General features: G+C 66.9%; 23 protein-coding genes and 5 pseudogenes. 10 read left to right on the top strand and 18 right to left on the bottom strand.

What is annotated here, in order from left to right:
* The first annotated feature begins 6 nt into the window (after positions 1 to 6).
* Both ACFVWD_RS46005 and ACFVWD_RS46000 read left to right on the top strand, forming a co-directional pair.
* Positions 7 to 534 carry a hypothetical protein gene (locus ACFVWD_RS46005; RefSeq protein WP_389604198.1) on the top strand — a complete coding sequence of 176 codons (528 nt, stop codon included), beginning with the start codon at positions 7 to 9 and terminating at the stop codon, positions 532 to 534.
* A gap of 72 nt (positions 535 to 606) precedes the next feature.
* Positions 607 to 2112, top strand: a pseudogene (locus tag ACFVWD_RS46000) (ISKra4 family transposase).
* A gap of 169 nt (positions 2113 to 2281) precedes the next feature.
* Here the strand turns inward: ACFVWD_RS46000 and ACFVWD_RS45995 are convergent.
* The 8 genes and pseudogenes from ACFVWD_RS45995 to ACFVWD_RS45960 form a co-directional block, all read right to left on the bottom strand.
* Positions 2282 to 2908, bottom strand: coding sequence for a sigma-70 family RNA polymerase sigma factor (locus tag ACFVWD_RS45995; RefSeq protein ID WP_389604196.1), 627 nt, complete (start codon positions 2906 to 2908; stop codon positions 2282 to 2284).
* Between the two features lie 195 nt (positions 2909 to 3103).
* A complete protein-coding gene (locus ACFVWD_RS45990; RefSeq protein WP_389604195.1) occupies positions 3104 to 3508 on the bottom strand; it encodes a DUF6009 family protein in 405 nt (134 codons plus the stop codon).
* Entirely contained in the window at positions 3505 to 5028 is a 1524-nt protein-coding gene (locus ACFVWD_RS45985) for a phage/plasmid primase, P4 family (protein ID WP_389604193.1), read from the bottom strand. Before ACFVWD_RS45985 ends, ACFVWD_RS45990 begins: the two co-directional genes overlap by 4 nt.
* Positions 5025 to 5849: a bifunctional DNA primase/polymerase gene (locus ACFVWD_RS45980; protein WP_389604191.1), complete on the bottom strand. Its 825-nt coding sequence runs from the start codon at positions 5847 to 5849 to the stop codon at positions 5025 to 5027. Before ACFVWD_RS45980 ends, ACFVWD_RS45985 begins: the two co-directional genes overlap by 4 nt.
* A gap of 578 nt (positions 5850 to 6427) precedes the next feature.
* Positions 6428 to 6576: pseudogene (locus ACFVWD_RS45975) on the bottom strand (IS110 family transposase); the annotation flags it as partial.
* A 443-nt stretch (positions 6577 to 7019) separates the two neighbouring features.
* On the bottom strand, positions 7020 to 7178 hold the full coding sequence (locus ACFVWD_RS45970) for a recombinase family protein (protein ID WP_389604215.1): 159 nt from the start codon (positions 7176 to 7178) through the stop codon (positions 7020 to 7022).
* 3 nt (positions 7179 to 7181) lie between these two features.
* Entirely contained in the window at positions 7182 to 8336 is a 1155-nt protein-coding gene (gene ispG, locus ACFVWD_RS45965) for a flavodoxin-dependent (E)-4-hydroxy-3-methylbut-2-enyl-diphosphate synthase (RefSeq protein WP_389604189.1), read from the bottom strand.
* On the bottom strand, positions 8333 to 8647 hold the full coding sequence (locus ACFVWD_RS45960) for a hypothetical protein (protein WP_389604187.1): 315 nt from the start codon (positions 8645 to 8647) through the stop codon (positions 8333 to 8335). The genes ispG and ACFVWD_RS45960 overlap by 4 nt, the downstream gene beginning before the upstream one ends.
* A 1545-nt stretch (positions 8648 to 10192) precedes the next feature.
* Between ACFVWD_RS45960 and ACFVWD_RS45955 the strand changes: the two genes are divergently transcribed.
* Positions 10193 to 10402: a hypothetical protein gene (locus tag ACFVWD_RS45955; RefSeq protein WP_389604185.1), complete on the top strand. Its 210-nt coding sequence runs from the start codon at positions 10193 to 10195 to the stop codon at positions 10400 to 10402.
* 421 nt (positions 10403 to 10823) lie between these two features.
* Here the strand turns inward: ACFVWD_RS45955 and ACFVWD_RS45950 are convergent, their stop codons facing one another.
* Both ACFVWD_RS45950 and ACFVWD_RS45945 read right to left on the bottom strand, forming a co-directional pair.
* Positions 10824 to 11057, bottom strand: coding sequence for a hypothetical protein (locus ACFVWD_RS45950; protein ID WP_389604183.1), 234 nt, complete (start codon positions 11055 to 11057; stop codon positions 10824 to 10826).
* Positions 11058 to 11243: 186 nt separating this feature from the next.
* Positions 11244 to 11870, bottom strand: coding sequence for a TetR/AcrR family transcriptional regulator (locus ACFVWD_RS45945; protein WP_389604181.1), 627 nt, complete (start codon positions 11868 to 11870; stop codon positions 11244 to 11246).
* A gap of 220 nt (positions 11871 to 12090) precedes the next feature.
* Here ACFVWD_RS45945 and ACFVWD_RS45940 point away from each other — a divergent pair.
* Positions 12091 to 12228, top strand: a pseudogene (locus ACFVWD_RS45940) (hypothetical protein); the annotation flags it as partial.
* 64 nt (positions 12229 to 12292) lie between these two features.
* On the opposite strand, the gene ACFVWD_RS45935 reads toward ACFVWD_RS45940, so the two are convergent.
* The 3 genes from ACFVWD_RS45935 to ACFVWD_RS45925 form a co-directional block, all read right to left on the bottom strand.
* Entirely contained in the window at positions 12293 to 13018 is a 726-nt protein-coding gene (locus ACFVWD_RS45935; protein WP_389604180.1) for an alpha/beta fold hydrolase, read from the bottom strand.
* Between the two features lie 481 nt (positions 13019 to 13499).
* Positions 13500 to 13673 carry a hypothetical protein gene (locus tag ACFVWD_RS45930; protein ID WP_389604178.1) on the bottom strand — a complete coding sequence of 58 codons (174 nt, stop codon included), beginning with the start codon at positions 13671 to 13673 and terminating at the stop codon, positions 13500 to 13502.
* A gap of 475 nt (positions 13674 to 14148) precedes the next feature.
* Complete coding sequence (locus ACFVWD_RS45925) at positions 14149 to 15186, bottom strand: AraC family transcriptional regulator (RefSeq protein WP_389604176.1); 1038 nt, start codon at positions 15184 to 15186, stop codon at positions 14149 to 14151.
* A gap of 437 nt (positions 15187 to 15623) precedes the next feature.
* On the opposite strand from ACFVWD_RS45925, the pseudogene ACFVWD_RS45920 reads away from it, so the two are divergent.
* Positions 15624 to 15919 (top strand): annotated as a pseudogene (locus tag ACFVWD_RS45920) (IS5/IS1182 family transposase); the annotation flags it as partial.
* A 241-nt stretch (positions 15920 to 16160) separates the two neighbouring features.
* On the top strand, positions 16161 to 16337 hold the full coding sequence (locus tag ACFVWD_RS45915; RefSeq protein ID WP_389604175.1) for a hypothetical protein: 177 nt from the start codon (positions 16161 to 16163) through the stop codon (positions 16335 to 16337).
* 115 nt (positions 16338 to 16452) lie between these two features.
* On the opposite strand, the gene ACFVWD_RS45910 is transcribed toward ACFVWD_RS45915, so the two are convergent.
* The gene (locus tag ACFVWD_RS45910; protein WP_389604174.1) at positions 16453 to 17292 is read right to left on the bottom strand and encodes an IS5 family transposase; all 840 of its coding nucleotides are present in this window, start codon (positions 17290 to 17292) and stop codon (positions 16453 to 16455) included.
* A gap of 563 nt (positions 17293 to 17855) precedes the next feature.
* Here ACFVWD_RS45910 and ACFVWD_RS45905 point away from each other — a divergent pair.
* Positions 17856 to 19100, top strand: coding sequence for an IS110 family transposase (locus tag ACFVWD_RS45905; RefSeq protein ID WP_389604172.1), 1245 nt, complete (start codon positions 17856 to 17858; stop codon positions 19098 to 19100).
* Between the two features lie 83 nt (positions 19101 to 19183).
* Here the strand turns inward: ACFVWD_RS45905 and ACFVWD_RS45900 are convergent, their stop codons facing one another.
* Positions 19184 to 22042, bottom strand: a complete 2859-nt coding sequence (locus ACFVWD_RS45900; RefSeq protein WP_389604170.1) for a BTAD domain-containing putative transcriptional regulator — start codon at positions 22040 to 22042, stop codon at positions 19184 to 19186.
* 224 nt (positions 22043 to 22266) lie between these two features.
* Between ACFVWD_RS45900 and ACFVWD_RS45895 the strand changes: the two genes are divergently transcribed.
* Genes ACFVWD_RS45895 through ACFVWD_RS45885 form a run of 3 tightly spaced genes read left to right on the top strand, consistent with a single transcriptional unit; the run spans position 22267 to position 23221 of the window.
* Positions 22267 to 22575: a transposase gene (locus ACFVWD_RS45895; protein WP_389604169.1), complete on the top strand. Its 309-nt coding sequence runs from the start codon at positions 22267 to 22269 to the stop codon at positions 22573 to 22575.
* Entirely contained in the window at positions 22572 to 22970 is a 399-nt protein-coding gene (locus ACFVWD_RS45890) for an IS3 family transposase (RefSeq protein WP_389604168.1), read from the top strand. The genes ACFVWD_RS45895 and ACFVWD_RS45890 overlap by 4 nt, the downstream gene beginning before the upstream one ends.
* 2 nt (positions 22971 to 22972) lie before the next feature.
* Positions 22973 to 23221: a DDE-type integrase/transposase/recombinase gene (locus tag ACFVWD_RS45885; protein WP_389604167.1), complete on the top strand. Its 249-nt coding sequence runs from the start codon at positions 22973 to 22975 to the stop codon at positions 23219 to 23221.
* Here ACFVWD_RS45885 and ACFVWD_RS45880 read toward each other — a convergent pair.
* The 3 genes and pseudogenes from ACFVWD_RS45880 to ACFVWD_RS45870 all read right to left on the bottom strand — a co-directional run.
* Positions 23169 to 23664: pseudogene (locus ACFVWD_RS45880) on the bottom strand (IS30 family transposase); the annotation flags it as partial. The gene ACFVWD_RS45885 and the pseudogene ACFVWD_RS45880 overlap by 53 nt on opposite strands.
* Positions 23665 to 23692: 28 nt before the next feature.
* Positions 23693 to 24286: a sigma-70 family RNA polymerase sigma factor gene (locus tag ACFVWD_RS45875; RefSeq protein ID WP_389604165.1), complete on the bottom strand. Its 594-nt coding sequence runs from the start codon at positions 24284 to 24286 to the stop codon at positions 23693 to 23695.
* A gap of 456 nt (positions 24287 to 24742) precedes the next feature.
* The gene (locus tag ACFVWD_RS45870) at positions 24743 to 25618 is read right to left on the bottom strand and encodes a trypsin-like serine peptidase (protein WP_389604164.1); all 876 of its coding nucleotides are present in this window, start codon (positions 25616 to 25618) and stop codon (positions 24743 to 24745) included.
* Positions 25619 to 26265 lie beyond the last annotated feature (647 nt).

The raw sequence follows: 26265 nt of genomic DNA, 5'->3' as shown, positions 1-26265 counted from the left end.
GGCGCCATGGTCTCGTTGCCGGAAGAGCTTCAGGCGCGGGAGGCCGCGGCCCGACAGTGGGTGGAGGAACTCCAGGCTGAGGCAGCGGAGTTGGCCGTCCGGCTGGAGAAGGCCCGGGAGGATCTGTCGCGGTTGGAGATCACGCGGGAGACCGTCGCGCAGGTGCTGGCTGAGTTGTCGGCCGCGGAGGCGGCGCCGGAGGCAGAGGTGCATACAGCGCCGGAGCCCGAGGGGGCGTCGGCGCCTCACGGCATCGGGGTGATGGCGGTGCCGCCGTGGCGGGAGGGCCTGGTCGTTCAGGTGTTGCCGGACGTGTACCGGGACATCGTGGAGATCGTCGCTGATGCTCCGGGTCCGCTGCAGGCCAAGCAGATCGTGCCGCGGATCGGGCTGGAGGCAACGACGGCGAAGATCGAGGGGACCCGGGGGAAGCTGAAGCGTCTGGTGGAGCGGGGCTGGCTGGACGAGGACGGGCTGGGACGGTCCACCCTCGCCCGCCATGCGCGGGGCGCCGGCCGGGTCAACTCCCGGTGACCAAGGGGCTCTTCTCCGTAGATTCGAAGGTGCCAACCAAACGAACGCAGAAGAGCTGAAGAAGAGCCCCAGATGGAACCCTACGACGCCTTATCCGAGCCTGATTGGTATGTCGCCTCCCGTGATGCCTTCGAACGCCTTGTCTCGACGCTGGCCGGCGCCCCGGCGCGGGGTATGGCCCACGACGAGCTGGAGGGGCTGCTCGAACAGCAAGGGCGCGAGCTGCTGCGGCAGTTGATGCAGGATCACCTCGACCTGCGGGCGAGGACGGAAGAAGCGGCGGCCCGCATCAGCGGAGGGCAGGTGGTGGTGCGCGGGCCGGAAGGACGGGCGCGGACCTGGCGGGAGAGCAACCATCCCCGCTGGCTGACCTGCGTGTTCGGGTCGGTGCGGGTGACCAGGATCGCCTATCGCGGCCGGGGCGTGTCCAACGTGCACCCAGCGGATGCGGACCTGTCGCTGCCCGCCGGCCGCCACTCCCGCGGCCTTGCCCGGCTCGCGGTCCTGGAGGCGGTCCGCGGCTCGTTCGACCAGGCCCAGGCCGCGATCGAGCGGCGGTGCGGAAGAGTGCTGGGCAAGCGCCGCCTCAAAGAGCTGGTGGTCGCCGCCGCCGTCGACACCGCCGCCTACTACACGGCGAAGATCCCCACCCCGTGCACCCGCGAGATGCCGCTGGTCATCCAGGTCGACGGCAAAGGCGTGGTGATGCGCCCCGAAGCCCTGCGCGAAGCCACCCGCCGGGCCGCGGCCAAGAGCGCGGCGGCCGGACGGCGCGGACGCCTGGCTCCGGGGGAGAAACCCAACCGCAAACGCATGGCGACCGTGGCCTGCATCTTCGACACCTCTCCCGCCCCACGCCGGCCGCACGACATCGTTCATCCGCCCGGCGGCCGCAGCCAGGCCCGGCCGCCGAGGCCGGGCCCGACAGCGCAGCACAAATGGTGCACCGCCTCAGTGATCCGTCCCCCGGAGCAGGTCGTCGCCGACGCCTTCGACCAGGCCGAGGCCCGCGACCCGCAGCATCTGCGGGACTGGATCGTGCTCCTCGACGGCGCCCGCCACCAACTCGACCTGATCCACGCCGAAGCCGCCCGCCGCTGCATCACCGTCAACGTCCTGCTCGACTTCGTCCACGTCGCCGAGTATTGCTGGACGGCAGCGCATGCCTTCCATCCACCCGGCAGCCGTGCGGCCGAGACGTGGGCCGCGGACAAACTCACCGCGATCCTCGCCGGACACGCCGACCGCGCCGCCACCGAGATGACTGCCCAGGCTGCAGCCGAACGGCTCCCTGCCGCCCGCCGCGAGGCAGTCACCACCTGCCACCGCTACCTCGCCGGCACCCCCATCAGCTCCACTACGACACCGCCCTCGCAGCCGGCTGGCCGCCACCTGATCGCCGACCGCCTCGACATCACCGGCGCCCGCTGGGGCCTCGACGGCGCCGAAGCCGTCCTCCAACTCCGCGCACTGATCACGAACGGCGACTTCGAGGACTACTGGGTCTTCCACGCGGCCCGTGAACATCAACGCCTCTACCCCAGCCCCGACCAGCAGAACTACAGCCTCACTGCTTGATCCCGACCGTCACTTCAGAGGATCCGCACCCATCGAAGCTCCTGGATGAAGATGAACCCGAAGGTGCGAGCCGGGGGCCTATCGAGCCGACGCCGACGAAGCCCGGAGATGTATGGGGCCACCGGATGACGACCGGACGTCGTCGACGTAATGAGCACCTGCGGGTTCCTCACCGGTATGCCTGAACTCCTTGGGACGTCAAGGCTTGGCGCAGGGCGTTCAGCGCGTGGCTTGTGCGGGACTTCACCGTGCCGATCGGCAGCGCCAATGCTGCCGCTGTATCCTCGACACTCCGGTCGAGGTAGTACCGGTGAACCAGTACCTCCCGGTGGTGCGGGGTCAGCTCCCACATCGCCTGCTTCAGTACGTGCGTGGTGAGTGTGCCCTCGCCGGGGTCGGCCACCACCTCGGTGTCCAGGACCGACGGGGAGACCTCGACTGGACGCGCACGACGGGCCCGGAGCGCGTCGATGGCCAGCCGCCGAACGACGGTGAAGAGCCACGGACGCGCCAATCCTTCAGTGGAGACGAGCATGTCCGCACGCCGCCATGCCCGCAGTAATGCCTCCTGGACAAGGTCCTCAGCACTGTGGACGTCACCCAAGGTGAGCCTAGTGGCGAAGCGCAGCAGGTGAACTTCCTCGGCCGCACTGATCGCTTGCATGAAGGCTTGACTTTTGTGCGCGACTGTCACCCCGGAGACCGCAGCGTGCTGCGAAGTGCTGCTGTATGAGGAGGCACCCTCGGACGGGTTCTCGTCTTTCTTCGCAGAGATCGAGGACGACGTGGTGTGCATGAGGGATCCACCGAGCCTTTCGGTGCACGCCGAGGCCCAAACTGCGGGATGGCGCACGGGTGACGACTGGAAAGTCCCCGAGAACGGAACACCGCGTCGGGAGGCCCCCGAGAACGTCTCGCATGCTGCTCGCCCGCGATGGAAGTCATGTTGCTTTCTGATAGTCAGTCAGTTCTGGGGGTTGTACCGCTTCGGTCAGATCATGGGGAGGGTCTTCCCGAGTTCGCGCATGGCATCAGAGGGAGGGCCGCCCTTGGAGCGCTGGGTCTTGTAGCCCTTGACGCCGGGAGCAAGGGTGCGGGGGTCGATGGCCTCGGAGGGTGCGCCGGATGCGTACAGGCCCTGGGGCTGCCCGTCCCGGTCATGGGGCAGAAGCCAGAAGACGCGGCGCAGGAACGTGCCGGAGGCACGGGAGGCGCGGGCGGTGGGGCCGAGGACGGCGTAGCCGACCATCCGGCCGTCGCGGTGATAGGACGGAAGGCAGCCGCGCGTGGGCAGGCGGTCCAAGCTCTGGCGGACGTACTCCAGGTCGGTGATGTCCTCGAGCCACACCAGGCCGGTCTCGTGGGCGAGCTGGGAAGGTTCAATGAGGGCGCTCATTCGTCTGCTCTGACCTCAGCCAATAGTCCAATACCGGGATAGAACCTGCGCTGGTTCGACCGGATCATCTCTTTCGGGCTCGCTATGCCGACTGACTCGCGGACCAGCGTGGCGAAGGCACGGGATGAGAGCGGCGTAGCGTCCTCCAAGCGGCACCACTCCTCGTACGCGGCATACAGTTGGGCTTGTTCGGCTCGCTTGGCGGGGCCAAGGGTGCAGCACTCGCTGATGAAGCGGCCGGTATGGTCCTCGGTTTCGACGTAGGCATTCGTCGCGGTCTGCACGCGCCTGGGGCCGGTGAGGTCGCGCGACCCGCTGAGGTAGCGCCGGGCCCCGTCGATCAGCCAGTTCAGGATGCCGGGCCCTTCCTCGGTGACGAGGACATCAGCGAGGTTGTCCACCTGGCGGTCGTCCGCGACGATGCGGTCGAACGGGATGAGCTTCATCCGCCGCCAGAACGCGTAGCCGCCCAAGCCCACTTCGGGACAGTGGTTGCCCAGCAGCCAAAGCTTGTGGGTGGGGTGGAAGCTGAAGAAGTCCTGCCGCATGCGACGCGCCTTGATACGGTCGCCGCCGGTGAGCAGCTTGACCCGCGCCTCGTCGAAGCGGTCGCCCGGCTTGAGTTCGGAACAGACGATGATGCGCCGGCCATGAAGTTCCGCGAGATCGGTGGGGTGGCCTTCGAAGGGCCGAGCCATGAGGAATCCGGGCGGAGCCGCGTCGGCGTAGTCACCGAGGAGCTTGACCATGACGTCCAGCAGCACGCTCTTGCCGTTCTTTCCCACCCCGTACAGGAACGGCATGATCTGCGCGCCGACGTCACCGGTGATGGAGTAACCGAGCAGTTCGTGCAGGAATGAGATCATTTCCGCACCCTCAGCGTCCTCGCCGAAGCTATCGGTCAGAAACCGCCGCCAGCGCGGGATGGGCATGGGCTGGGGCGCGACCGTGGTGGAACGGGCGTGGTAGTGCCTTTCAGGGTCCGGCGATGCCAGTGTGCCGGTGTGCAAGTCGACCACTCCGGCCGGGGTGCACAGCGCATAGGGGTCGGCATCCAGCAGGGCGGCGTTGAGGATCATGCCGGGGGCTGCTTTGGCCTGCGTCAGCATGGCCTTTATCCCGATCGTGGACAGGGCCCTGTGGCGGTGCCGGCGCAGCGCGGTGGTGGTATGGCGGCCGGCGGCGGCGACCTCGGCGAGCGACTCGGCCAGTTCCCCGGCCGCCCACAGCACGGTGTCGTCGTCGTCGATCTCCCACCGGTAGCTGCGCCACCGGTACCAGCCCAGGCCTGGCACGTGCCGGAAGTCACGGCCGTAGAGGGAGACGAACAGTTTGGCGTTGCCGCGGTCGGTGAGGGTGTCCGGGATCAGGCCGTGCTCGGGCGCGGCCCCCGCCGCATGCTTCGACGGCTCGCCGGTGGCCTGGCGGGGCAGGGCGGTCGAATGCGTGCGCAGGATCTGTTGTGTGACTTCCGCCGGATCGAACAGCGCCTCGTCATCGGGGCCGGCAGAGCGCCTCACGGTGGGTCTCCCACAACCTGGCGGCCTCGCCACGGCACACTGGCCTGCCGGGGAGGTGCGGTCGAGAGCCGGTGCCCTGTCCGGGTCAGCTGCGCCGCAAGCCACATCGGCAGCGCTGCCGGACGCCGTGCGGCACGGTCAGCGCGTGCTGCGGTCTTCGTGCCGGGAGCGAAGAGGTAACTGCCGTGTGCGCGGACATCGACCTGCCATGCCAGCGTCTGCCTCAAGCCGGAGCCGGACGAAGACCGCCTCCCCAGCTCGGGAGTGGTCGCGTACCAGATGTGCAAGCCACCTGACGGTGTACGCACCCGCAGCGTCGTGCTGTCCGCAGCCGGGCCCTTCGCGCCGTGTAGCGCCGCCAGCAGCGCCAGCGAGTGGAACCCTTGCCTCAGTCCCGCCAGCGACACCGACTCGGGGACGCTGACGCCCGGCAGTAGCCGATCCCGCGCAGGCAGCGCAGCCGCGTGTGCGTCCACGTCGATCACTATCAGCCCGGCCGGGCCGCACACCACACCGACCCCGAAACGGGGCTGGGCGGTCCACCAGTTACGGATCCGGATCACATCGGTGGTCGCGGCGTGGAGACCGTGGCACCAGCGCCCCGCAGCAATGCAGGGACAGTCGCTGAGCCGGTGGCGCCGCTGCTGACAGCGGCGGCACCTCGCTGCCGGAGTCTTCCGGCCCGGTGCCAGTTGGTGCACCGGCCAGCCCTGAGCCGCGCACCACAGAGCCGTCCGCAGCCCAACTTGAGCGGCCGATGTACCGTCGGTCGCTGCACACGGCGCTGGGTCGCTGCGAGAACTCCCCAGTTCAGAGGGCATCTCTTCTCCTCTCAGCGACCGAAGCGACTCAAGGTCTCAGAGCGGATCAGGCACGGCCACAGGCGTGCCCGCCAGGCGTGCCAATTGTCCGCTTGTGCACATGTCTTCCCCGCCCCTGTTCGGCTCGCCGTGCGAAAGCGGCGGGGGCCTCTCCCCCCCACAACGGACAGCCGCACGGATCGGTTCTATGCCATGGTTCTGAATGGAAGAGCCCGGGTGGACGGAGTCGATGCGGGGCCGGGCAAGTGCGACCTGACGGCTCACTGCATCCGGTGCGGCGTCGGTCAGCCCATGCCAAGGGACCGGGGTCTCGAGTCCGCGTCGCGTCAGCACCTTCCCGCATTCGCATCTCGCCCATCACCGCTCGGCTCCCGCAGGGACGCACCGCAAGGCGTTTTCAGTACGTCGTCGTGGTGCGCAACGCGCTGGGAGCCGGCCGACGTCCATCTGTTCCGTGCTCGATCCGGCGCCCTGGTCGACGACGGCCGATTTGCGGTCGGCCCGTGCGCTGGTCGAGCCCGTCCAACTGTCCGACCTCATGGACGGCTTCTGCGACAGGTGGCTGCCGGGGGGTGCCTCTATGTCTTTCGTCGAGCGAGGCGTGGGGCCCTGGGTTCGCAGAGGGTGCCGTCGCTGAGCATCGCGAACAGCACGCTGATGCGGTGGCGGGCAAAGGCCGAGGAGGGCCTGCCTGTGGGTCTTCCGCGGCTCGGCATCGGTCGTAGTAGGGGTCCCGGTGGCTTCCGCCGAGAGACCAACGGAGTAGCCCCTGAGCTGCGGTGATGTGGACTATGCGGGTCCTTTGGTCTGGATGGGGACGTTGCTGAGGTGGCGGTAGATGGTGGGGTGGGAGCCGAACTCGCCGGCGATCTGTTGGACGGTGTAGTCGCCGGAGTCGTACATCTCGCGGGCGAGTTTGGCCTGGAGGAGGCCGAGTTTGGGTTTCTGGCCGCCGGTGCGGCCGCGGGCGCGGGTGGCTTCCAGGCCGTCCGTGTTCGCTCGGACATCAGCACGTGTTCGAACTCCGCGACGGCGCCAAGGATCTGGAAGAACTAGCGGCCGATGGAGGTGGAGGTGTCGATGCCCTGATCGAGAACGACGAGGCCGCCTCGGGCTTGGAGGTCGTTGGATAGTTCGATGACGCATCCCGGGAGCGACCGAGCTTGGTGATCACGAGCTATCGCCGTCGCGGGCGACGAGGAGGGCCTTGTCGAGTTCGGGGCGCCGGGCGAGCTTGCCGCACGCCTTGTCCATGAAGACCTTCTCGCAGCCGGCCGCACGGAGGGCGTCTTCTTGGGCTTCGGGATGCTGGTCGCGGGTGGAGAAGATATGTCAGCTGACGGAGACCTCGGGCTCGCCCGAGGAGGTGCCGTTCTTCTCCATCTCCTCGGCGATCTTCATCGCCTCCTCGATGAGCGTCTCCACGATCTTCGACTCCGGCACGGTCTTGATGACCTCACCCTTCACGAAGATCTGGCCCTTGCCGTTGCCGGAGGCCACACCGAGGTCCGCCTCGCGGGCCTCGCCCGGGCCGTTGACGACGCAGCCCATGACCGCGACCCGCAGCGGCACGTCCATGCCCTCCAGGCCCGCGGTCACCTGTTCGGCCAGCTTGTACACGTCGACCTGGGCCCGGCCGCAGGACGGGCAGGAGACGATCTCCAGACGGCGCTGGCGCAGGTTCAGCGACTCCAGGATCTGGATGCCGACCTTGACCTCCTCCACCGGCGGAGCCGACAGTGACACCCGGAGCGTGTCGCCGATGCCCTCGCTGAGCAGAGCGCCGAAGGCGACGGCGGACTTGACGGTGCCCTGGAACGCCGGGCCGGCCTCGGTCACGCCGAGGTGCAGCGGGTAGTCGCACTGCGCGGCCAGTTGCCGGTAGGCGTTGACCATCACTACGGGGTCATGGTGCTTGACTGCGATCTTGAAGTCGCGGAAGTCGTGCTCCTCGAACAGGGATGCTTCCCACAGTGCGGACTCCACCAGCGCTTCGGCTGTCGCCTTGCCGTACTTCTGCAGCAGCCGCTTGTCCAGGGAGCCCGCGTTGACGCCGATGCGCAGAGTGGTTCCGGCGTTCTTGGCCGCCTGGGCGATCTCCTTGACCTTGTCGTCGAACTGCTTGATGTTGCCCGGGTTCACTCGGACCGCGGCGCAGCCCGCGTCGATGGCGGCGAAGACGTACTTCGGCTGGAAGTGGATGTCCGCAATTACCGGGATCTGAGACTGCTTCGCGATCTGCGAGAGTGCGTCGGCGTCGTCCTGTGTGGGCACGGCCACGCGGACGATCTGGCAGCCGGCCGCGGTGAGTTCGGCGATCTGCTGCAGGGTTGCCCCGACGTCGGACGTACGGGTCGTCGTCATCGACTGCACCGATACCGGTGCGTCACCACCGACCGCGACCGAGCCGACCATGACCTTGCGGCTGGCCCTGCGTTCGGCCAGCTTGGCCGGAACGGACGGCATTCCCACAGAAATCGCAGTCATTTTAAGTTCCACTCCGCATCGTTGTTTCGCTCCGTGTCCCAGGCATGCCGGTGCCCAGGGTTGTTGCAAAGTCTTTCGATCTTGGTGTAGTTGCTGGGCCAGGGGGTCAGGCCCAGGAGGTCGAGTGGGCGGGTGAAGGGTTGGTAGGACATCTCCCTGATGCCGGCGGCGATGTTGGTGTGGCCGTTTTCGCGTCCGCGACCGGTGCGGACTTGGGATCGGTCCTCGTCGAAGGTGGTGTCACGGAGGAAGTGCAGCCGGTTCTCGATCGCCCACTGTGACCTGACGAGCCGTGCGATCTTCTCCGGCAACGCTCCTCAGCGGCGCCGAGGCCGTCGCGGAGCAGCAGAGGTTTGAGGACGAATCACGCTGTCGGCAGTAGAACCAGACACTTGAGGCGGTGTCTGGGGTGAAGACTTCGCCGCATCTGCAACAGCTGCCTGCGCGTTGTCGTACAGGTAGGCATTCACGGCCTGCGGAGCAACCCCTTCCCGCGCCGCGCTACGATGCTCAAATCCCTCCAAGAGCGGCGGGGTATTTGGGTTGAATAGAAAACGGCGTCGCTGTTCAGTAGCCGCGAGATCGGCTGTGGCTTCTCGGGCGTCTGAGGATGTGGAACTGTCTGCGCGGACGGGAGCCTGCTGCTGTACATCCGCCTGCGAAGTGGATGCTACTGGCTCCGAATCGCCTGATCCGAGCAATCGGCGGCCAACCGCGGTAAGGCGGAGTGTAGGGCTGGGCCTTTGGGTAGCACGAATAGCGCCCGCACCCTTTACCGCTCCATCCCGTTTTAGGTTATTCAAGTTGTAACGGGCAGTCGTTCTTTTGACAGCTGCCTGACCGGATATCTCGAGTACTGTGAAACCTTGTTCACGATGCTGCTGAGCTTCGAGATCTGCGAGAGCTTTGAGCAATTTCCGCTGAACTTCTTTGATGGGCATTTCACTCCACTTGTTGTCGTAGTGTTGAGTGGCCGTGGGCGGTGCGATGGCGGGCAGGCGGGTGTGCGGCTGGAACCTCATCGACCTTGATACCGTCATCACGACTTCGGTGTCGAAGCGTGCCGGGCGGCGGTCACCCTCATGGAGACGTTCGGGTTTCATCCGCTGGCCGTGTGGTGCGCGAATACCACCGAGTCTTTGATCATGCTGCTGCGGCCGGGTCGCGCCCGAGCACATGCGGTGGCCGACCGGATCCGCGTGCTCACTGGCGCCCTCGCGCAGTCCCCGGCTCTTCGGCTGCGTAGATCCCTTGTGCGGGTGGGACGGGGCCGGGGCCTGCCGCGGGCTGTGGAGCACGTGGAAGCCTTGAAGACCTCCGCAGTGGAGCGATACGCGAAGGCCCCGTTCCCGCGATCACGTGGAGCAGTCGGTGCGAGCCGACCGCTCGGTCAAGCAATCACGGCCGCCGCGAATCGAGGTCAACGTCGGCTTCGCGGCCTGAAGTGCGGGCTGGCGATCTCCGTGTCGGACTGCCTGGGCATGCGGTTTCTCCTGGATATGGGGTGGTGTTGCAGGGATACATGCAGCGTCTCACTAGCACTACGGAGACAGTCGGCCGTAAGTTCAGGGGAGGCTCGGGTGGGCCGCCGAGGGCGCGGGAAGGCCCGCAGAGTGGCGGACCGAGGGGGTGCCGCGTGGTGGCGGTGCAGCCGTGGCAGGACGGCGGCGTTCAGGTGATGCGTCCGGGGTGATCGTGTGATGTCGAGGGTGTTGAGCGGGCGGCTGGTGTCACTGGTGTGAATGGGCCTGCCGTCAAGTCGGTGACACCGTAGAAGCGTTGGCGATCTCGTTGGGTCTTGCCGTCCAGCTCGCGCTGGACGGTGACCGCGTCGGTCCGGTCACCGGGGCGACCAGGTGGAGCTGGGTACCACCGTCGGTGCGGGGCCCCCGGCCGGGATGGACCGCGTCCTCGCCGACGACCTCCCTGCCCTGCACTCCCTCGTGAACGGACTACGCCGCGACTTCGACACCGTCACCGCCGGGCTCTCCACCCTCTGGAGCTCAGGCCAGGTCGAGCGACACGCGACACGGGCGAAACTACTCAAATGGCGAGGATTCGGATGAGCCAACCTCGACTTCCTCCTCAAAGGCATACTCCTCACCCCCTGACCCGCCCCGTCGCTGAGTAGGCCCGGAGCGCAGTGCCGGGATTACTCCCGGTCCGTGTCTCCGGACCTCTCGCCGAGTGAAGTAGGCCGCCGACGAGGTGCCTCCGGCTGAGGTCCTTTTCCGAGGGCCCCTTGCGGGATCCCGCCGAAGCGGGCGACCAGTGGCTTCTTCCCCTCGTCGCGGGGAATGGTGACCTGGATGCAACGGCGTGGTCTGTCTGGTGTCTCGATGGTGCTCTTGTACTTCCGGGACATCTTCGTGACCGTCGAACGGTGTTTCCCGGCTGGGGCTCTTGGCCGCGCTGGAGACCGGCGAACGTCGTGGACGGCGGTGCTGGAGGGTCCGCCTGCAGCCCGGCGCCCATGTCGCCGCGGTTTCAGTTCTCGAACAGCTGCACCACGGGGTCGAGCACGTCGACGGCGGACTGGGCCAGAACGGTCAGCAGGATGGGGTGGCGGCGGTTGGGCTCGCGCCGCACGAGGGCCTGCGCCGTGAGCCGGCGGCCGATCTGGGCCAGATGGCGGCGCCGCTTGGCGGGCAGCGGCGATAGGTCCAAGGCGTCGGCTCCCAGGCCACGCAGGAACAGCAGCTTCTCGACCTCGCCCTTCACACTCTGCGGCGACGCCTCCACCGGCCCCGTGACCAGTCAGTCAAGCCGCGTCGAGCGCAGCTCCGGCTCGATCACCAACAGCCGTCCAGGCCAGGCGTCGTCTCGTCGGTCAACAGGTGCGCCACCCGGGCATACGTCTCACGCTCGGCCGCCGCGCGGGCCGTGGCCACCTATCGTGCTACGACCTCACAGGGCGCCGGAAGATGCCATACCAATAGCCGCGCAAGCCATCTCGAGGGCGACCCCGGCATCGTCATGCCCATCGCTTGTGGCTATGTGCTGGGCGATGACCTGGAGACCGCCTTGCACCATCACTTTGGCGGCGCACAGCGGATCGACATCAGCAGGTGTGCGACCGGCCAGCTGTTCCTCGATCAGCAGCTTCATCGTGCGGTCGATGAATTGGTCTTGAGTGGATGTCCTCGACTCGAGAACAGACGCGTCGTAACCAGCCACTTCGTTGATCGCTGCAAGGAGGGACCCGTGCTTGCAGTAGTGCCTGAACAGCTGCTCGTATGTCCGGGCGAGCCCGTCAAGTCCGCCGGCCGGACCGCAAGGCTGCCAGTGCCGTACGATCTCGAAGCTGTCCGACTTGAGCAAAGAGCTCAGCCTCAGGAGAACATCCACCTTGTCGCGGAAGTAGAGGTAGAACCCCGATCGGGAGATGCCGCCGGCAACCGCGATCTGCTCCACTCTCAGTTCGGTGTAGGTCTTGCCGTCGCGCAGTAATTCTCCGATCGCGGATAAGATCCGCGCCTCCACTGCCGCTCGCCGGCCGGAGGCGGTGGAGGCGCGGCGAGTGGTCGATGCCATGTGTCCATCCTACGAGCGGGCAGGACTCGGGGCGGCGGGAGCCGGCTCGAGGCGCGTCTCATTGAACGCTTCTCGTCGTGTGGGTTCTTGAGTGAAGGCGGTTGGCGGTCGGGGCCGTGACGCGGCAGGGCTTCCGCTCGTTGCGCTGGTGATCTCACTCGTCAACGTCTGGATACAGGAGCCCTGTTGGTCCCGTATCGAGCCATGCTCGAAGTCCGGCATGAGGTCGCCGAGTACGGTTCCTTGGCTTGTCTGCGCCAGAAGGTGTGCGCTGAGTTCCCTCTGGCGCAAGCTGGGTTGCTTCCGGCAGGCCCTGCTCGTTCCGGTTCACCTACGCAAGGACGAGACCCTGGCCGAGGTCGCCGCGGGGTTCGGCGTCTCCGCCGCGACCGCCGGCCGGTACGTGACCGAGGCGGTCGCGCTCAGTACGCGGGTCGGCTTCCATGGGCTATGCATGCGAGAAGGGCGGCAAGTTTCGAGGGCATCGACAGGAATGGCGAGTGGCTGCTTTGCAGACGGTGAACGGCATTTGCCCGGGCGGCGAGCTTCTCCTGTTCCTGGGACGGCAGAGCCTTGTCCTGCTCGCAGATGATGTAGGTGGACGGAATGGTTCGCCACCCCGCTTGCGTCACCCGCTCGCTGAACGACCTCACGCTTTGCGGCACGAGCTTCTGGACCGCTCGCGCGGCCTCCTCCTCGGGTACATCAGCGTAGAACGCCGCCACCGCAACACTCTCTTCCGCAGGCTGGATGACTCCTGTCGCGAACTCCGGTTCTGGCGCGCCGTGGAACCCGTACAGGCTTTCGTCCACGTCGAGTTGATATGCCGCCAGGTAGATCACATGGCAGACGTTGCTGGCGTCGGCGATGGCTTGTGTGACCGGAATGCCGCCGTAGGAGTGCCCCACGACCACCACTGGACCCTTGATGTCTTCAAGGGCTTTGAGGACGGTCTGCGCGTCCGTGTGAATGCCGGCGAGCGGTTCGGCGGTCGGGAGGCCTGACCTCGCAGCGCTGGGCAGCCCGACCGTTCGAGTCGCCCAACCGTCGGCAATGAGCTGGAGCTCCAGCTTTTCCCAGCACCAGAGTCCGTGCCATGCGCCATGCACAAGGAGCAGAGTGGGACGGGATACTTCGGTCGTAGCCAAGCCGAATCTCCTAGGTGTTCCTGAAATCCAGTCGCTCCAGAGGGCAGCGGATCGCCAAGAACGGCTGGCGATACTGCTCAGATGAAGCAGTGCAGGGGCGCGCCGAACGGCGCAGTCGACGTGGTGGCGCGCGTGACAAGCGGCACGCTGTCCGCCGCCTCGCAAGCACGCGCAGGACATCAGCTGCTGACGAGAGGCCGAGACATTACGCAGCAGTGTCGTATTCCTCCGGTGTCTCGGCCCCGCGAGATCTCCCCGTTCGGTGGTGGCGGATGTACATCCGGCAGCCGGGACGGGGGGAGTACCGGCTGCCGGATGCAGCACCTACCGATAACTGCCCACGGTCCGCAGCAGCGTCGGGCAACACGGAGATTACTTTGATTTGGACGCGATGTCCAACGCCATGTCCAATGAAGGGCGTGCGCGTTGAAACCGGTGTTGCCCCAGGTCAAGCAGGCCGAGGTCAGCTGCCGATCCACCTTCATCGCCTCGACACCGACCAGGAGACGGGGCCCTGCACGTCCGTGATCCGCGCCTCACGCTCGGCGAGCAGCACGAGGAACCCTGTGTCGCCGAGCTGCTCGGCGAGATCAGCGAGAACCGATTCGGCGGCCGCCACCAGACGCCCGCGTCGGCCCACAGCGTTCGGCTCCACGCGAAGGTTCGGAGCCGGGGGAGAGCCCGCTCATCCGGGTGCGCCACCGCGAGTGCACGATCTGACGGACGCAGATCAGTGTCACTGGCGTGCGCGACGGCACGGGGGTGGGCCCTGCTCCGTCGAAGAGGTCGGGGTGAAGCGGGAGCGGGGCGAGGGCGCGGCGCGTGGTGCCGTTGCGGTCGAACATGCCGGACAGGAACCCGCCGGCGATCGGGCTCCCAGGTTGACATCGGCGTCGAGAGCCACGCCCACAAGCTCGTCCGCAGCCTTCTCGTCCACACCATCGATGCGGCTCCACGGCGGCGTCCCCGCCCCGCCGAACGTCATCGCACGCAAAGCGATCCGGGATACGAAGACTCCCGTGACGCCCAGCTTCTCGTAGCGCCTGTTCAGCCTTCCACTGATCCGTGTTGGCGCCGTGGACGTGCTACCACGACCGTCGGCACGGCTGATCCTCCGAACAGGCAGATGATCAGGCGTCTGAGGAATCTGCGTGTCCGTCCACGGGGGCCGGGACGCGGAAGGGGAGCGCGGGCCAGCCGTTCAGCCTCGCGGGCACCGCTGCGAGCGGGGCGCTGCGGTACTGCGTCGGCGAGATGCCGGTGACCCGTTTGAACGCGGTGCTGAATGCGGCCTCCGACGAATAGCCCCATTCGGCGGCCATTGAGGCTACGGTCCGTTTGGTGCAGCGCAGTTCCCGGCTGGCGGCCAGGATCCGCCAGCGCTGGAGGTAGACGAGTGGTGGCAGTCCGACGAGTTCCTTGAAGCGGGCGGCGAAGCTCGCCCGGGACATGCCCACGTGGGCGCCGAGCGTGGCGACGGTCCATGGGCGGGCCGCTTGCTGGTGCATGATCAACAGTGCACGGCCGATGCGTGGCTCGCCGAGCGCACCGAGCCAGCCCGGCAGGGCCGTTTTGTGTGGTGCGTCCGCTCCCGCCACGACAGCCCGCAGCGCCTGGATGAACAGGATTTCGATGAGCCGCTCCGACACCACGGAGGTGCCCAGGCGTACGGCGCTCACCTCGTCGACGAACAGTGCCAGCAGCGGCTGGATCGCCTTGGCCTGAGCGGTTGTGGCGCGGATGGCGACCACAGGGGGCAGGCCGCTGAGCAGCAGGGCGACCGTGGCGTCGAGAAAGTCGACACTGCCGCCGAGGATGAGCGTCCGCTCCTGGTCGGCGGCGTGGTCCGCCTCCCCGATCTGCACGATGCGGCTGGAGGAGGCTCGGTAAACCTCTTCGGCGCTGCGGTACGGCGCATCCAGGTCCCCGCAGACGGCGAACCACTCGTGCGCGGCCAGCAGGAAGCAGTCACCGGCCTCGAGGCGCACCGGCTCGGCACCGTCGACCGTGAGCCAGCAGAATCCGTCGAGTACGGCGCCGATCTTGATGTGCTCGTGAACACCGAAGCGGAGCGCCCAGCTGCCCCACGCCTCAAGGCCCGACAACGACCCGGCCCTGACGTTCAACGAAGCGAGAACATCGGACAGCGGATCAACCAGAGACTGCATGTGGGGCAAGTTACTGCCTTTCCTGGTATTCGTCTCGATGATCTGTTCGCGGACGGTGACCCGGTCCACGATGTACTTCCTTCGGTCGTTGGGTGCGGTTGTCAGTGTCCGCGCAGTTCCCCGACAGCTTCGGCTCGTCGTCCGGCTTGTCGCGGGCGGGGCTCCAGGGTGCGGACGTGGCGGGAGGGTGGGTACTCGACGAGCTCGATCTGCGCCAGGAGGCAAGGAGCGGCGCCATGCGAGACCGCCGCCTCCAACGACCGGATCGGTGTGGTGTTAAGTCGGCGGCAGGGCCGGCTTCAGGGCAGGTCGTGCAGGGGGCGTGGCCGCGCTCGAACAAGGACTTGGCACCATAGCGGAATGCGATGTTGTGTGCTGCGGTCGGGATGGACCTGGTCCGGTTGCGCCTGTGGGTCCGCCGCTGCACCCATACCGACACCGCGGAGAAGGCCCTGGTCGACCAGGGCTTCAAGAACGCCGTCGTCGCGCACGGTCGAAGGTGGGCATCGCGGTGGAGATCGTCGAGCGCAACCCGGCCCAGACCGGGTTCGTGCCGATCCCCAAACGGTGGATCGTGGAGCGCGCCTACGAGATCTTGATGCTGCACCGCAGGCTGGTGCGCGACTGCGAGCACATGCCACGCAGTTCGGAATCGCGGGTGTACTGGGCAATGACCGCGGTGATATTGCGCCGGCTGACCGGGGCCACAGCTACGGCCTGGCGCAGCGCATGACCGGCGGGGAGCTGACCCTCGGGGCGGTGCTGGCGCGACTGGATGAGCGGGAACGGGAGATCGCCGAGCAGGCCGAGGCGACGAGGGAGCAGATCGCGCACCTGACCGCACGGCTGGACGAGCTCGGCCGGGCCGCCGAGGAGGTCCGGACCACCCGCAAGACCTGCTGGCGCTGCCCGATCCGCAGCCGCCCGAGCCGCCGGCCCCGAAGCTGCCGGACCATCCGGCCTACCAGCAGATCATGGCGGTGTTCGCCGCGGCCGACACGCCGCTGCGGGCGCGGCAGGCGTGCGAGGCGATGGACATAGAGATTGCGCCCAACAACATCAACAACACCCGCCTGAAGCTCAAGCGGCTGACCGAGCGCGGAATCCTGGTCGAGACCGAGCAGGGCTTGTTCACCCCGCCGCGGCCGTAACCGCCCGGCGACGCCGCGGCCAGCCCGCTTACCCCTCCCGAAAGGGCGAAACGGACATCATACTCGTACCACTCTCTCAGGGGGCGTTTGATCTAGGTGAATTGCCCTTTATCTCCTAGTAAGTTCCCCGCCAGGTGGGTGTCGTCTCGTCCTTTATGCGCTTGGTTAGGTTGTCGATCGAGGCGATGTGGATCATGGCTTCGGAGCTGGCGGGCAGGGTCTCGTAGTCTCGGGCGAGGCGCCGGTGCAGCATGATCCAACCAATACTTCGTTCGACAACCCAGCGCCTTTTGACAACGTGGAAGCCGCGAACTCCTGGGTTTCTGTTGACGACTTCGACGTCGATTCCGAGGCTGGCGCCGTGCTCGATGACGGCGTTCTTGAAGCCGGTGTCGACCCAGCTCTTGGATATGGTCGGGTAGGTCTTCTTGGCCTGGTCGAGGAGCTGGATTCCGACGGCATTCTCGGACAGGCTCGCGGCGGTGACGGTCACGGCGAGGATGAGTCCGATCGTGTCGGTGAGGATGCCTCGTTTTCTGCCGACGATCTTCTTGGCGGCGTCGGTTCCCTGGCTGGTCAGGGGCACGTTGGTGGAGGTCTTCACGCTCTGGGTGTCGATCACGGAAGCGGTCGGCTGGGGCTTGCGGCCCTCTTTCACGCGGGCCAGGCCGGTCAGGTCGTAGTTGAGCTGGGCGAGGATTCCCTCGTCGCGCCAGGCGGCGTAATAGGCGTAGACAGTGCCGTGGTTGGGGAAGTCGTGCGGGAGGTATTTCCAGGGGATTCCCGTGCGGTTGATGTAGAGGAGTGCGTTGAATACGTCGCGCAGGTCGACCTTGGCCGGCTGCCCGGTGGGCCTGCGGTCGAGCCGAGCCTTTCTCCAGGCCGTCAACGTCGGCTCGATTAAGGCCCATCGGGCGTCGGACAGGTCGCTGGGGTACGGCTTCCGCTGGCTCACGCCGTAGCGTGATCATGGATGCGGCGGACGGCGCTGTTCCGCTGCCGCTGGGCGTTTCTGCCTGATCTTCAAACCAGACGGACTTCGTACTGAGAACCGGAGTAAACGGGCGGCCAAGTTCGCAGCTCGATGGACGCGAGAGTGCGCGTATAGGGCAAACACCTCAAGCCTGACAGCTATGAAAGTCACTTACCGGCATAGACCATTTCTAAATTCCCACTCAATGGGCGTTTAGAGAAGGACTGTGTCGTTAAGTGAGCTTTGGGGCCGGTAGTTTTCGCGGCTTCTGCACTATAGGTTCATCTTCGCACTCGTCGAGACATCAACCTGGCTGCCTGTTTACTCCACTTCTCGGGCTCGAAGTCCGTCTGGTTCGAAGATGGGGCAGAAACGCCGATCGTGTCCCGCGTGATGGTGTAGCCGATCAATCGGTGGTCGTGTTGGGGAGTGCGGGGGCGCTGTTGGGGCGCTTGTCGGGGTAGATCTCGTCCATGCTGCCTTCGGGCCTGTGTCCGTGGTCTTCCCGGACGGCGCGCGCAGTTGGCGTCGTTCCGGGAGGCCTGATGGACGTACTGCACCAGCGATGTGCCGCACTGGACATCGGCAAGAGGGACCTCAAGGCGTGCGTCCGCACGCCGAACCCGGGACGCCGACGCTCGCGCAAGCAGGAGATCCGTACCTTCGTCACCACAACCAACGCCCTGTTGGAGATGCGGGATTGGCTCGTGGCCGAGAAGGTCACCCTCGGGGTGATGGAAGCTACCGGCGACTACTGGCGCGGGGCGTTCTACTTGCTGGAGGACTGCCTGAACGTGATCCTGGTCAACGCCGCGCATGCCAAGGGGCTACCCGGCCGCAAGACGGATGTCGCCGACAGCCAGTGGCTGTGCCAGATGGGCGAGTGCGGCCTGTTCAAAGCCTCCTTCGTACCGCCGGAACCAATCCGACACCTGCGCGACCTGACCCGCTACCGCGCCAGCCTGACCATGGAGCGGTCCCGCGAAGTCCAGCGCCTGGAGAAGGAACTGGAGGATGCGGGCATCAAACTCTCCAGTGTGGCCACCGACATCATGGGAGTCTCCGGACGGGCCATGCTGGCCGCGCTCATCGACGGCGAACGCGACGTCCACGTCCTGGCCGGCATGGCCAAGGCCCGCATGCGGCCGAATATTCCGGCCCTGGTGGAGGCGCTGACCGGGAACTTCGGCGAGCACCATGCCTTCCTCTGCAGGATCCATCTGGAGCGTATCGACCATCTCACCGAGGCGGTCGCTGAGTTGTCAGCGCGGATCGAGGAGGAGATCCTCCCTTTCTCCCGCCAGCTTGAACTGCTGGCCACGATCCCCGGCGTCGGCCGGGCCACGGCCGAGGTGATCGTGGCGGAGACCGGCGGCGACATGGCCCGCTTCCGCACCGCTGGCCACCTCGCCTCGTGGGCCGGCCTCTGTCCCGGCCACCACGAATCCGCCGGAAAGCACCGCTCCGGCAGACGACGCCACGGCAACCGGTGGCTGGGGGCCGCTCTGGGCACCGCTGCGATGGCCGCCTCCCGCACCAGGAACACCACGTACCTCGGCGCCCGCTACCACCGCCTCATGCCCCGTCTGGGCAAGAAGAAGGCTCTCGTCGCCCTCGAGCATTCGATCCTCATCGCGGTCTGGCACATGATCACCGATGACGTCAACTACCACGACCTCGGCGGCGACTACTTCACCCACCTCGATCCCGAACGCGCCATGCGCCGTCTGGCCCGGCAAGCCAACGCACTCGGATACACCGTCCGTTTCGACCCCATCGAAGCCGCATGAACGCACTCCACCAATCACGCCACCGACCCGGGCTCATCCTTCATTTTCGGACCAGTCCCTGCCAATCGTTTGACAGCCCCTGGCTATACGCCGTGAGCATGGCTTCTGGCGGGACCGCTCGGCTTGTCGAGCTCACGCAACCTCGCGTGGAGGAGTTCGGCGTCGGAATGCCTGAGCTTTTCCAGGATGTGAAGGCCGTTTGTCCATGCGGTGCGCGCCGCGTCCGGGTGGCCGAGACTCAGCCAGGTGTCGCCCAGGTGCTTGAGGGTCGTGGCTTCTGTCCAGGGAATGCCGCCCACCCTTCGGATGAGTTCCAGGGCGTGCTCGAAGGAGTCGGCAGCCTCGGCGTACTGGCCTAGGTGGTGCTGGGCGTAGCCGATGGTGTCGAAAATGTAGACCGCACCGTAGTCGTCACCTTGTTTTTGGGCGAAGGCCAGTGCGGTCTGGCAGTGGTGGATTGCCTCCTCGTAGCGGCCCAGCAAAGCGTTGTGCCAGCCGACCCCGGTAAGCGCCCAGGCTCGCAGCTTGTCATTGTCTGGGGTGTTGGGGAGTAGTTGCAGGCACAGCTTGGAGTGGTGCAGGGCTGCTTCGAGATCACCTTGTTGCTCCAGTGCGACGCTGAGCTGACGGTGGGTCTCGGCGAGGGCGGTCTTCTCCCCGGTTCTGCCGAACAGCTCAATGGCCCGCTCGAGGCGCGTCCGCGCATACGTGGTCTCCCCGGCATATTTTTCGGCCTGCGCGAGACCGCGCAGGACGTGGGCCTCGGCGGTTGGGTCGGCGAGCCGTCGGGCCGCTGCCATTGCCATGCGGAGGGCGCTGTCAAGTTCGCGCCATTGGCCGTGCCTGCCGAGGTAGTGCTCGATGGCCCAAGCGAGTTGCCAGGTGTGTTGGTCGAACCTGGTGGCTTCGGCCTGATGTACGACCGCGAGCAGTACCGGTTGTTCGGCGGCGAACCAGGCCGAGGCTCGCTGTTTGGAGCCGGTGAACTCCTCGGGGCACACTTCCGGGGACAGTGGGGTGAGTGCGATCCGGTGCCTGATGAAGAACGCTGGCTCCCCCGCCGCGACCGCACTGTACAGATAATGGTCGTATATCCGGTGACGGGTCGCCCGCAGTTCCTCCGGATCGTCGACAGTCTCGGTCAGCTCGCCGGCGTACGCGCGCAGCAGGTCGTGGGAGGCGAAGCGGCCCGGGGTGCGCTCGTCCACCAGGTGTGCCTGAGTCAGCTCGGCGAGCAGCTGCCGGACTTGCGGGACGGAGAGCCCGACCAGGCTTGCGGCGGCGCGGAGGGAGATGTCGGGCCCGGGATGCACGGCAAGCAGGCGGAACAGCCGGGCGGCGGCCGGGGTCAGCGCGTGGTACGACCAGGAGAAAACGGCCCGTACGTCGACGGCGGCGTCCAAGTCGCCGAAGGCGTCCAGTCTGCCCCGGCTGTCGCACAGTTCGTCGACCACGGCCGCGAGGGGAAACGCTGGCTGGATGGCGGCACGGGCCGCTGTGACCGCCAGTGCCAGCGGCAGCCGGGCGCACAGCTCGATGATCTCGTCTACCGCCTCCGGCTCCGCCGCGACGCGCCGGTGCCCCAAGCGGCGGGCGAGCAGGTCACGGGCCTCGGCCGGGGAGAGCACGTCGAGGTGGAGAGGCAACGCACCGTCCTTGGCGATCAGCCCGGCCAGCCGGTTCCGGCTGGTGACGATAACCATTGAGCCGGGCGCCCCGGGTAGCAGCGGTCGTACCTGTTCGGCGTCGCGGGCGTTGTCCAGCAACAGCAGGATCTGCCGGTCAGCGATCAGAGTGCGATAGTGGGCCGCCAGCACGGACGGGTCCTGCGGAAGGCTCTGCGGCGGGACACCGAGCGCCTCGAGGACCGTGCGCAGCGCACGGTCCGGCGGGACCGGGGCTCCGTCGGGATCGAAGCCGCGCAGATCGAGACAGATCTGACCGTCGGGAAAGAGGTGGGCGATCTGCCGCGCCCAGTGGACCGCGAAGGCCGTCTTCCCGACGCCGGCCATGCCCGCGATGGCGCTGATCACTACCGTACCGCCCGGGACCAGGCGGGTCGCCTCAGCCAGTTGGGTCTCCCGGCCGACAAACACGGCCAGGTCCGCGGGCAGTTGTGCCGGGACGGCAAGTTTATCCTCAGGAGGGAGGAGGGATACGGCAGCGGGCTCGGCCAGGGCGGCAGGGCCCAAAAGTCCCGGGTCGGCTCGCAGCACCCGCTCGTACATGGCCTGGAGCTCCGGGCCCGGATCGACGCCGAGTTCGTCCGCGAGCAGTGCCTGCGCCTCCCGGTAGGTGTCGAGAGCCGCTGCCTGCCTGCCGGACCGGTACAGGGCGAGCATCAGCATATTCCGGAACCGCTCGTCCAGGGGGTGATCGGTGACCTGATCCGTCAGCTCCCCGGTGATCTCCGCGTGGGCACCCAGCTCCAGTTCGGCCGTCAGACGCGCCGCCATCGCGGACAGCTGCAACTCGCTGAGCCGCTGTCGCTGGATCTCGGCGTACTCGCCCCGGAGGCCGGCCAGCGCCGGTCCCCGCCAGAGCGCGAGCGCTTCACGGAGGTGCCCCGCCATGCCCTCGATGTTCCCGGCTCTGCGGGCTTGCTCAGCCTGCGCGAGAAAGCGCCGGAAGGCTCCCAGGTCCAGTTCGTCCGGCGTCGTGCGCACACGGTAGCCGTCGCCGACGGACTGAATCACCGACGACGCCTTGTCGACACCCGGCTCCAGCAACTGCCGCAGCCGGTGGACGTAGACGCGCAGCGTGGACACCGCGGAGGCGGGTGAGGCGGTCCCCCATACGGCGTCGACCAGTGCGCCGACGGACACCTGGGCGCCCTCTGCCAGCAGCAACGCGGCAAGCACCGTCCGCTGTTGCGGCGGGCCGAGCTCGATCTCTTCCGTGCTACGCCACGCGCTGATCGGTCCCAGTACCGCGAACCGCACCAAACTAAAGTCCTTCCCCGCCTGGCCTTCGAGTCGGCACCTGTGCACCGCGCGTATCACGCGTGGACTTCCGTGCCGGGCCTGCTGTTCGATCCTTTCGGGCCAACTTGGAATCTTGGGGCAGCATACGACCTGGGCCTTGACGTGTCGATGGTTGAGGTTCCCCCGAGATGCGGAGGATGGTGACAGAGGGTCAGATGGTTCTCATGAGAGGAACATCGACCATGGCTCCCCCCAGAAAGTACTCGCTGGAGTTGCGTGAGCGTGTGGTGCGGATGTACCGCACCTCCGATCCGAAGCCCCAGATCAAGAAGCTCGCCGTTGACCTGGGCGTGCACCCGGAGGCCCTGCGCGGCTGGATCCGCCAGGCCGAGGCGGACGCCAGCGAGCGCGACGACCGGCTCACCACCGACGAGCGGGCCGAGCTCGCGGCGCTGCGCAAGGAGAACGCCCAGCTCAAGCGGGCGAACGAGGTCCTGCGGACAGCCTCGGCTTTTTTCGCGGCCCAGCTCGACCCGACCCGGCCCAGGTGACAGCGCTCATCGACGAGCACCCGCACCTGGGGGTCGAGCCCGTCCTGCGGGAACTGTCCGTCCCTTCCTCGACGTACTACCGCTGGCGCCGTGCTGAGCGCGAGCCATGTGAACGCGTGCGCCGGGACGCGGAACTCACCGAGCAGATCAAGGAGATCCACGCCGACTCGGGCGGGATCTACGGCTCGCCGCGCGTGCATGCTGTGCTCAAGCGTGAGGGCGTCCACGTGGGCCGCAAGCGGGTCGAGCGCCTGATGCGCGAGGCCGACATCGCGGGGATCAGCCCGCGCCGGGGTGGCTTCACACGCCGGGACCCCAAGGCCACCCTGGCCCCGGACCTGGTCCAGCGCGACTCACCGCGAGTGCGCCGAACCGGCTGTGGGTCACCGATCTGACGATGATCGCGACCGGCGAGGGCCCGTTGTGGCTCTCCGCGATCCGGGACGCGTTCTCCCGCCGGGTGGTGGCCTGGGAGACCTCCGCCCGTGCGGACGCCGACCTGGTGCTGTCCACGCTCGAGTACGCCCTCGCTTCCCGCGAGGTTGAGCCCGGACAGCTCATTCATCACGCGGATCACGGCTGTCAAGGCGGATTCAACCGGTCGTCGCAACACCGTTCTTCTGGGCCGAGTCTAGGTGTTCGTTGAGTGCCTCGGCCGGGGTCTTCCATCCGAGTGTTTTGCGGGGCCAGGCTGTTGAGGGAGTGAGCCACTGCCTGGAGTTCGTCGGGCGACCACCTGGACAGGTCGGTGCCCTTGGGAAAGTACTGGCGGAGAAGCCCGTTTGTGTTCTCGTTCGTCCCGCGCTGCCAGGGGCTGTGCGGGTCGGCGAAGTAGACCGCGACGCCGGTCTCGAGTCTGAACTGGGCGTGCTGGGAGAGCTCCTTGCCCCGGTCCCAGGTCAGCGATCGCCGGAGCTGCTCGGGTAGCGTCGTGATCACTGGTGTGAGTGCTTTGTTCATCGACAGTGCGCCATAGCCGGCGAGAGCGGGTCCGTTCTTTGTCCGTGGGATCGTGCCGTATCCCTCCTCGCGGGGCAGGTGGACCAGCATGGTGAACCGGGTGGTCCGCTCGACCAGCGTGCTGTCGGCGAACCATGCGGATTCTTCGCTGTGCCGATCAGGCGGCGGAACTTGACCGGTGGCGCAGGATGTTTGGGGTATCGGTGTCGCTCCCGACCGGAATGGCACGGCGCTCCTGGAGCGCGAGACGAAGGATACGAAGAGCGTAGAAAATCCGTGATTTCACCGTGCCCACAGGGATGCCAAGTGTCTCGGCCGCCTCCTCGACGGTCTTGCCGAGGTAGTACGTCTGGTACAGCACGCCTTGGTGGATCGGAGACAGGGCCTTGAGAGCCTCACTGACTACCACTGCGGACAACATTCTTTCGATGTGGTCGAGTTGGCAGGCCTCCTGTCCGAGCCAGACGGCGCCGTCCACCTCCTGGGGGCGGACCAGCTTCTTGCGGTGTCCGTCGATGACCAGGTTGCGTGCGACGGTGAACAGCCAAGGGCGCAGCATCTCATCGCCCGAGCGGTATTTGCGCCAACAGCGCAGCAGGGTTTCCTGCACGATGTCCTCGGCTTTGTGGCGGTCGCCGCCCAACATCCGGGATACATAAGCCAACAGTGCCGGCACGTGCTCGCTGCATTTGGCGAACAGAGCCTGCTCCCGCTCTTCGGTGCCCATGGATCCAATGACGTTCCAGCTCATCGCTGACTCCTCGTGATGCCCGTTCGTGCTAACGGGTAGCGAGGCCGGATCGGCGCCTACGGCCCCGGCACAAATGCTGAGGGGCCCTGTGCTACATCTGATTGATGAATGATTGACGTGAGCACACCGGATGTTATGCCTGTTTTATGGCTGGCTTCCGGCTGGGTAGGGCGGAAAGCCCCCTGTTGGGGCTGCTCTTCGACTCATTCGGTCGTGTAAACGCCCAGCGCTTGCATGAGGTGCTGCGGAGCCAGTGACTCATTGACCTTGTACCCCGCACAAGCTGGGTTCGCACAGGATCGGCTGCGGGCAGCGAGAGCGGACTGCGCTCGTGCCAGGTCCGCGGGTGACCGCGTGGTGCTCCGAAGGCTGCCGGGGATCGGGGCTCCGATGTGGCTACGTGGTCCGTGCGACGACGACATCGTGGCCTGGCCGCAACGCACAGGTGGGCGGACTTCACGTCGTGCCAGGTGCATGGGCGAATTTCGCGCTCACCGCACCGTAGACGTCCTTCGCCACTGAGCCGAGCTGAGGCCCGGCCAGCCACGTGGCGGAGACGGAACCGATGGACGTGTTGCTGATGAGAGCGAGCGACCCGTCGGCGTCGCGGGCGAACCAGCCTCCGCCCGAAGAGCCGCCTGTCATCGTGCAACCGATCCGGTACATCGTCGGCTGGTCCGCCCGGATGGAGAGCCGTCCGGGCCGGTTCAGGCAGGAGAACATGTGCTCCCCGTCGAAGGGCGGGGCCGCGGGGTAACCCCACGCGGACGTTGCCGAGACAGCGGTCCGCGTGGGCACGCCGAAGCGGACGGGCGCGGCCTGTCCGATCGCCTCCTCCAAGGACGCAAGACCGGTCGGCGGCCGAACATGCAGGACGGCGAAGTCGAACGGCGCGCCCGCACCACCAGTCGCAGCTCCCTCGGATATCCACTCGGAGGAGGTCTGGGCCCAGTCCGCCCACCAGGTGCCGAACGGTGCGATGCGGTCCAAGGAGGCGTATTGCCGGGCGCGGCCGGACAGCCCATCGTTGTTGTACGACGGGACGAAGACGATGTTGCGGTACCAGCCGCCCCGAGCGCCTGCGTGCACACAATGCCCGGCCGTCCAGACCAAGTTGGATTGTCCCGGGCGGGCTGGGTCCCGGACGGCCGTGCCGGAGCACACGTTGCTACCTTCAGGGGTGTCGAAGAACACCTTGCCGACCACGGCGGCACTCGCGTGGTAGGGCATGGGTTCCGGCTGCGCCTTGATGGGGGCGGGCTCGGGATCCGACACGCCGGCATCGCCGAGGCCGTTCGCCACCGGAGTGTCGGGGTTCCGGGAGTGCGACATCCGGTCTGCATTCCAAAGGCCTTTGACCACCGGATTGATGAAGTCCCCGGCATCCCGCAACCATTGGGAGGGAGCCCAGTCCTTCCGCCCGTCGGCCGACCGATTCCCCGGTGCCTGATCAGCATGTTCCCCCGATCCAGGTGCGGAATCGGTCAGCCCGCACGCGGGCAGCGCCACGAGGGCGGCCATGAACACCGCGGTCAGACGAAACCGTCGCTTGGGGAACATGCGAGGAGACTCCGATTCTCTAACTCGTCCTGCTGCGGCCACACGCTCTTGTGCTTGCTACGACGAAAGAACCGGGGCCGTTGTTCAATAGAAATCGCCCGCCTGCGCTGAGTGACTCTCAGGTCAAGCCGTCGGTGGACGGTGACGGAGGTGATCTCGCAGCAACCGCTGCCATCGTTTGCGAGACGGCAGCGGCAAGCCAGGGGAGGAGGACAGCCAGGAGTCGGCGTGCCTGAGCTGTGCATCTGTCTCGTCAACGCCCCGTCCGGGTCAGTGCGTATGGCCAGAAATCCGGAACGCTCGAATGCGTGCTTCAGTGACGCTCGCGGGAACCGCAGTCCTCCTGAAGCAGCCGAAGGGAGCGGGAAGGCCTCTACCTCTGATCTTGCGAGAGTGCCCCGGCCTGAAGGCCGGGGCAC

The organism is Streptomyces sp. NPDC058086 (genome assembly GCF_042885015.1).
GTDB lineage: Bacteria > Actinomycetota > Actinomycetes > Streptomycetales > Streptomycetaceae > Streptomyces.
This window is presented reverse-complemented; position numbering and strand designations above follow the sequence as displayed.

Excerpts from the sequence above, each read along its gene's own strand:
- ACFVWD_RS46005 (WP_389604198.1), top strand. The coding sequence starts at position 7 with ATGGTCTCGTTGCCGGAAGAGCTTCAGGCGCGGGAGGCCGCGGCCCGA.
- ACFVWD_RS45995 (WP_389604196.1), bottom strand. The coding sequence starts at position 2,908 with ATGCACACCACGTCGTCCTCGATCTCTGCGAAGAAAGACGAGAACCCG.
- ACFVWD_RS45990 (WP_389604195.1), bottom strand. The coding sequence starts at position 3,508 with ATGAGCGCCCTCATTGAACCTTCCCAGCTCGCCCACGAGACCGGCCTG.
- ACFVWD_RS45980 (WP_389604191.1), bottom strand. The coding sequence starts at position 5,849 with ATGCCCTCTGAACTGGGGAGTTCTCGCAGCGACCCAGCGCCGTGTGCA.
- ispG (WP_389604189.1), bottom strand. The coding sequence starts at position 8,336 with ATGACTGCGATTTCTGTGGGAATGCCGTCCGTTCCGGCCAAGCTGGCC.
- ACFVWD_RS45945 (WP_389604181.1), bottom strand. The coding sequence starts at position 11,870 with ATGGCATCGACCACTCGCCGCGCCTCCACCGCCTCCGGCCGGCGAGCG.
- ACFVWD_RS45925 (WP_389604176.1), bottom strand. The coding sequence starts at position 15,186 with ATGCAGTCTCTGGTTGATCCGCTGTCCGATGTTCTCGCTTCGTTGAAC.
- ACFVWD_RS45915 (WP_389604175.1), top strand. The coding sequence starts at position 16,161 with ATGGCGGTGTTCGCCGCGGCCGACACGCCGCTGCGGGCGCGGCAGGCG.
- ACFVWD_RS45905 (WP_389604172.1), top strand. The coding sequence starts at position 17,856 with ATGGACGTACTGCACCAGCGATGTGCCGCACTGGACATCGGCAAGAGG.
- ACFVWD_RS45895 (WP_389604169.1), top strand. The coding sequence starts at position 22,267 with ATGGCTCCCCCCAGAAAGTACTCGCTGGAGTTGCGTGAGCGTGTGGTG.
- ACFVWD_RS45885 (WP_389604167.1), top strand. The coding sequence starts at position 22,973 with ATGATCGCGACCGGCGAGGGCCCGTTGTGGCTCTCCGCGATCCGGGAC.
- ACFVWD_RS45875 (WP_389604165.1), bottom strand. The coding sequence starts at position 24,286 with ATGAGCTGGAACGTCATTGGATCCATGGGCACCGAAGAGCGGGAGCAG.
- ACFVWD_RS45870 (WP_389604164.1), bottom strand. The coding sequence starts at position 25,618 with ATGTCGCACTCCCGGAACCCCGACACTCCGGTGGCGAACGGCCTCGGC.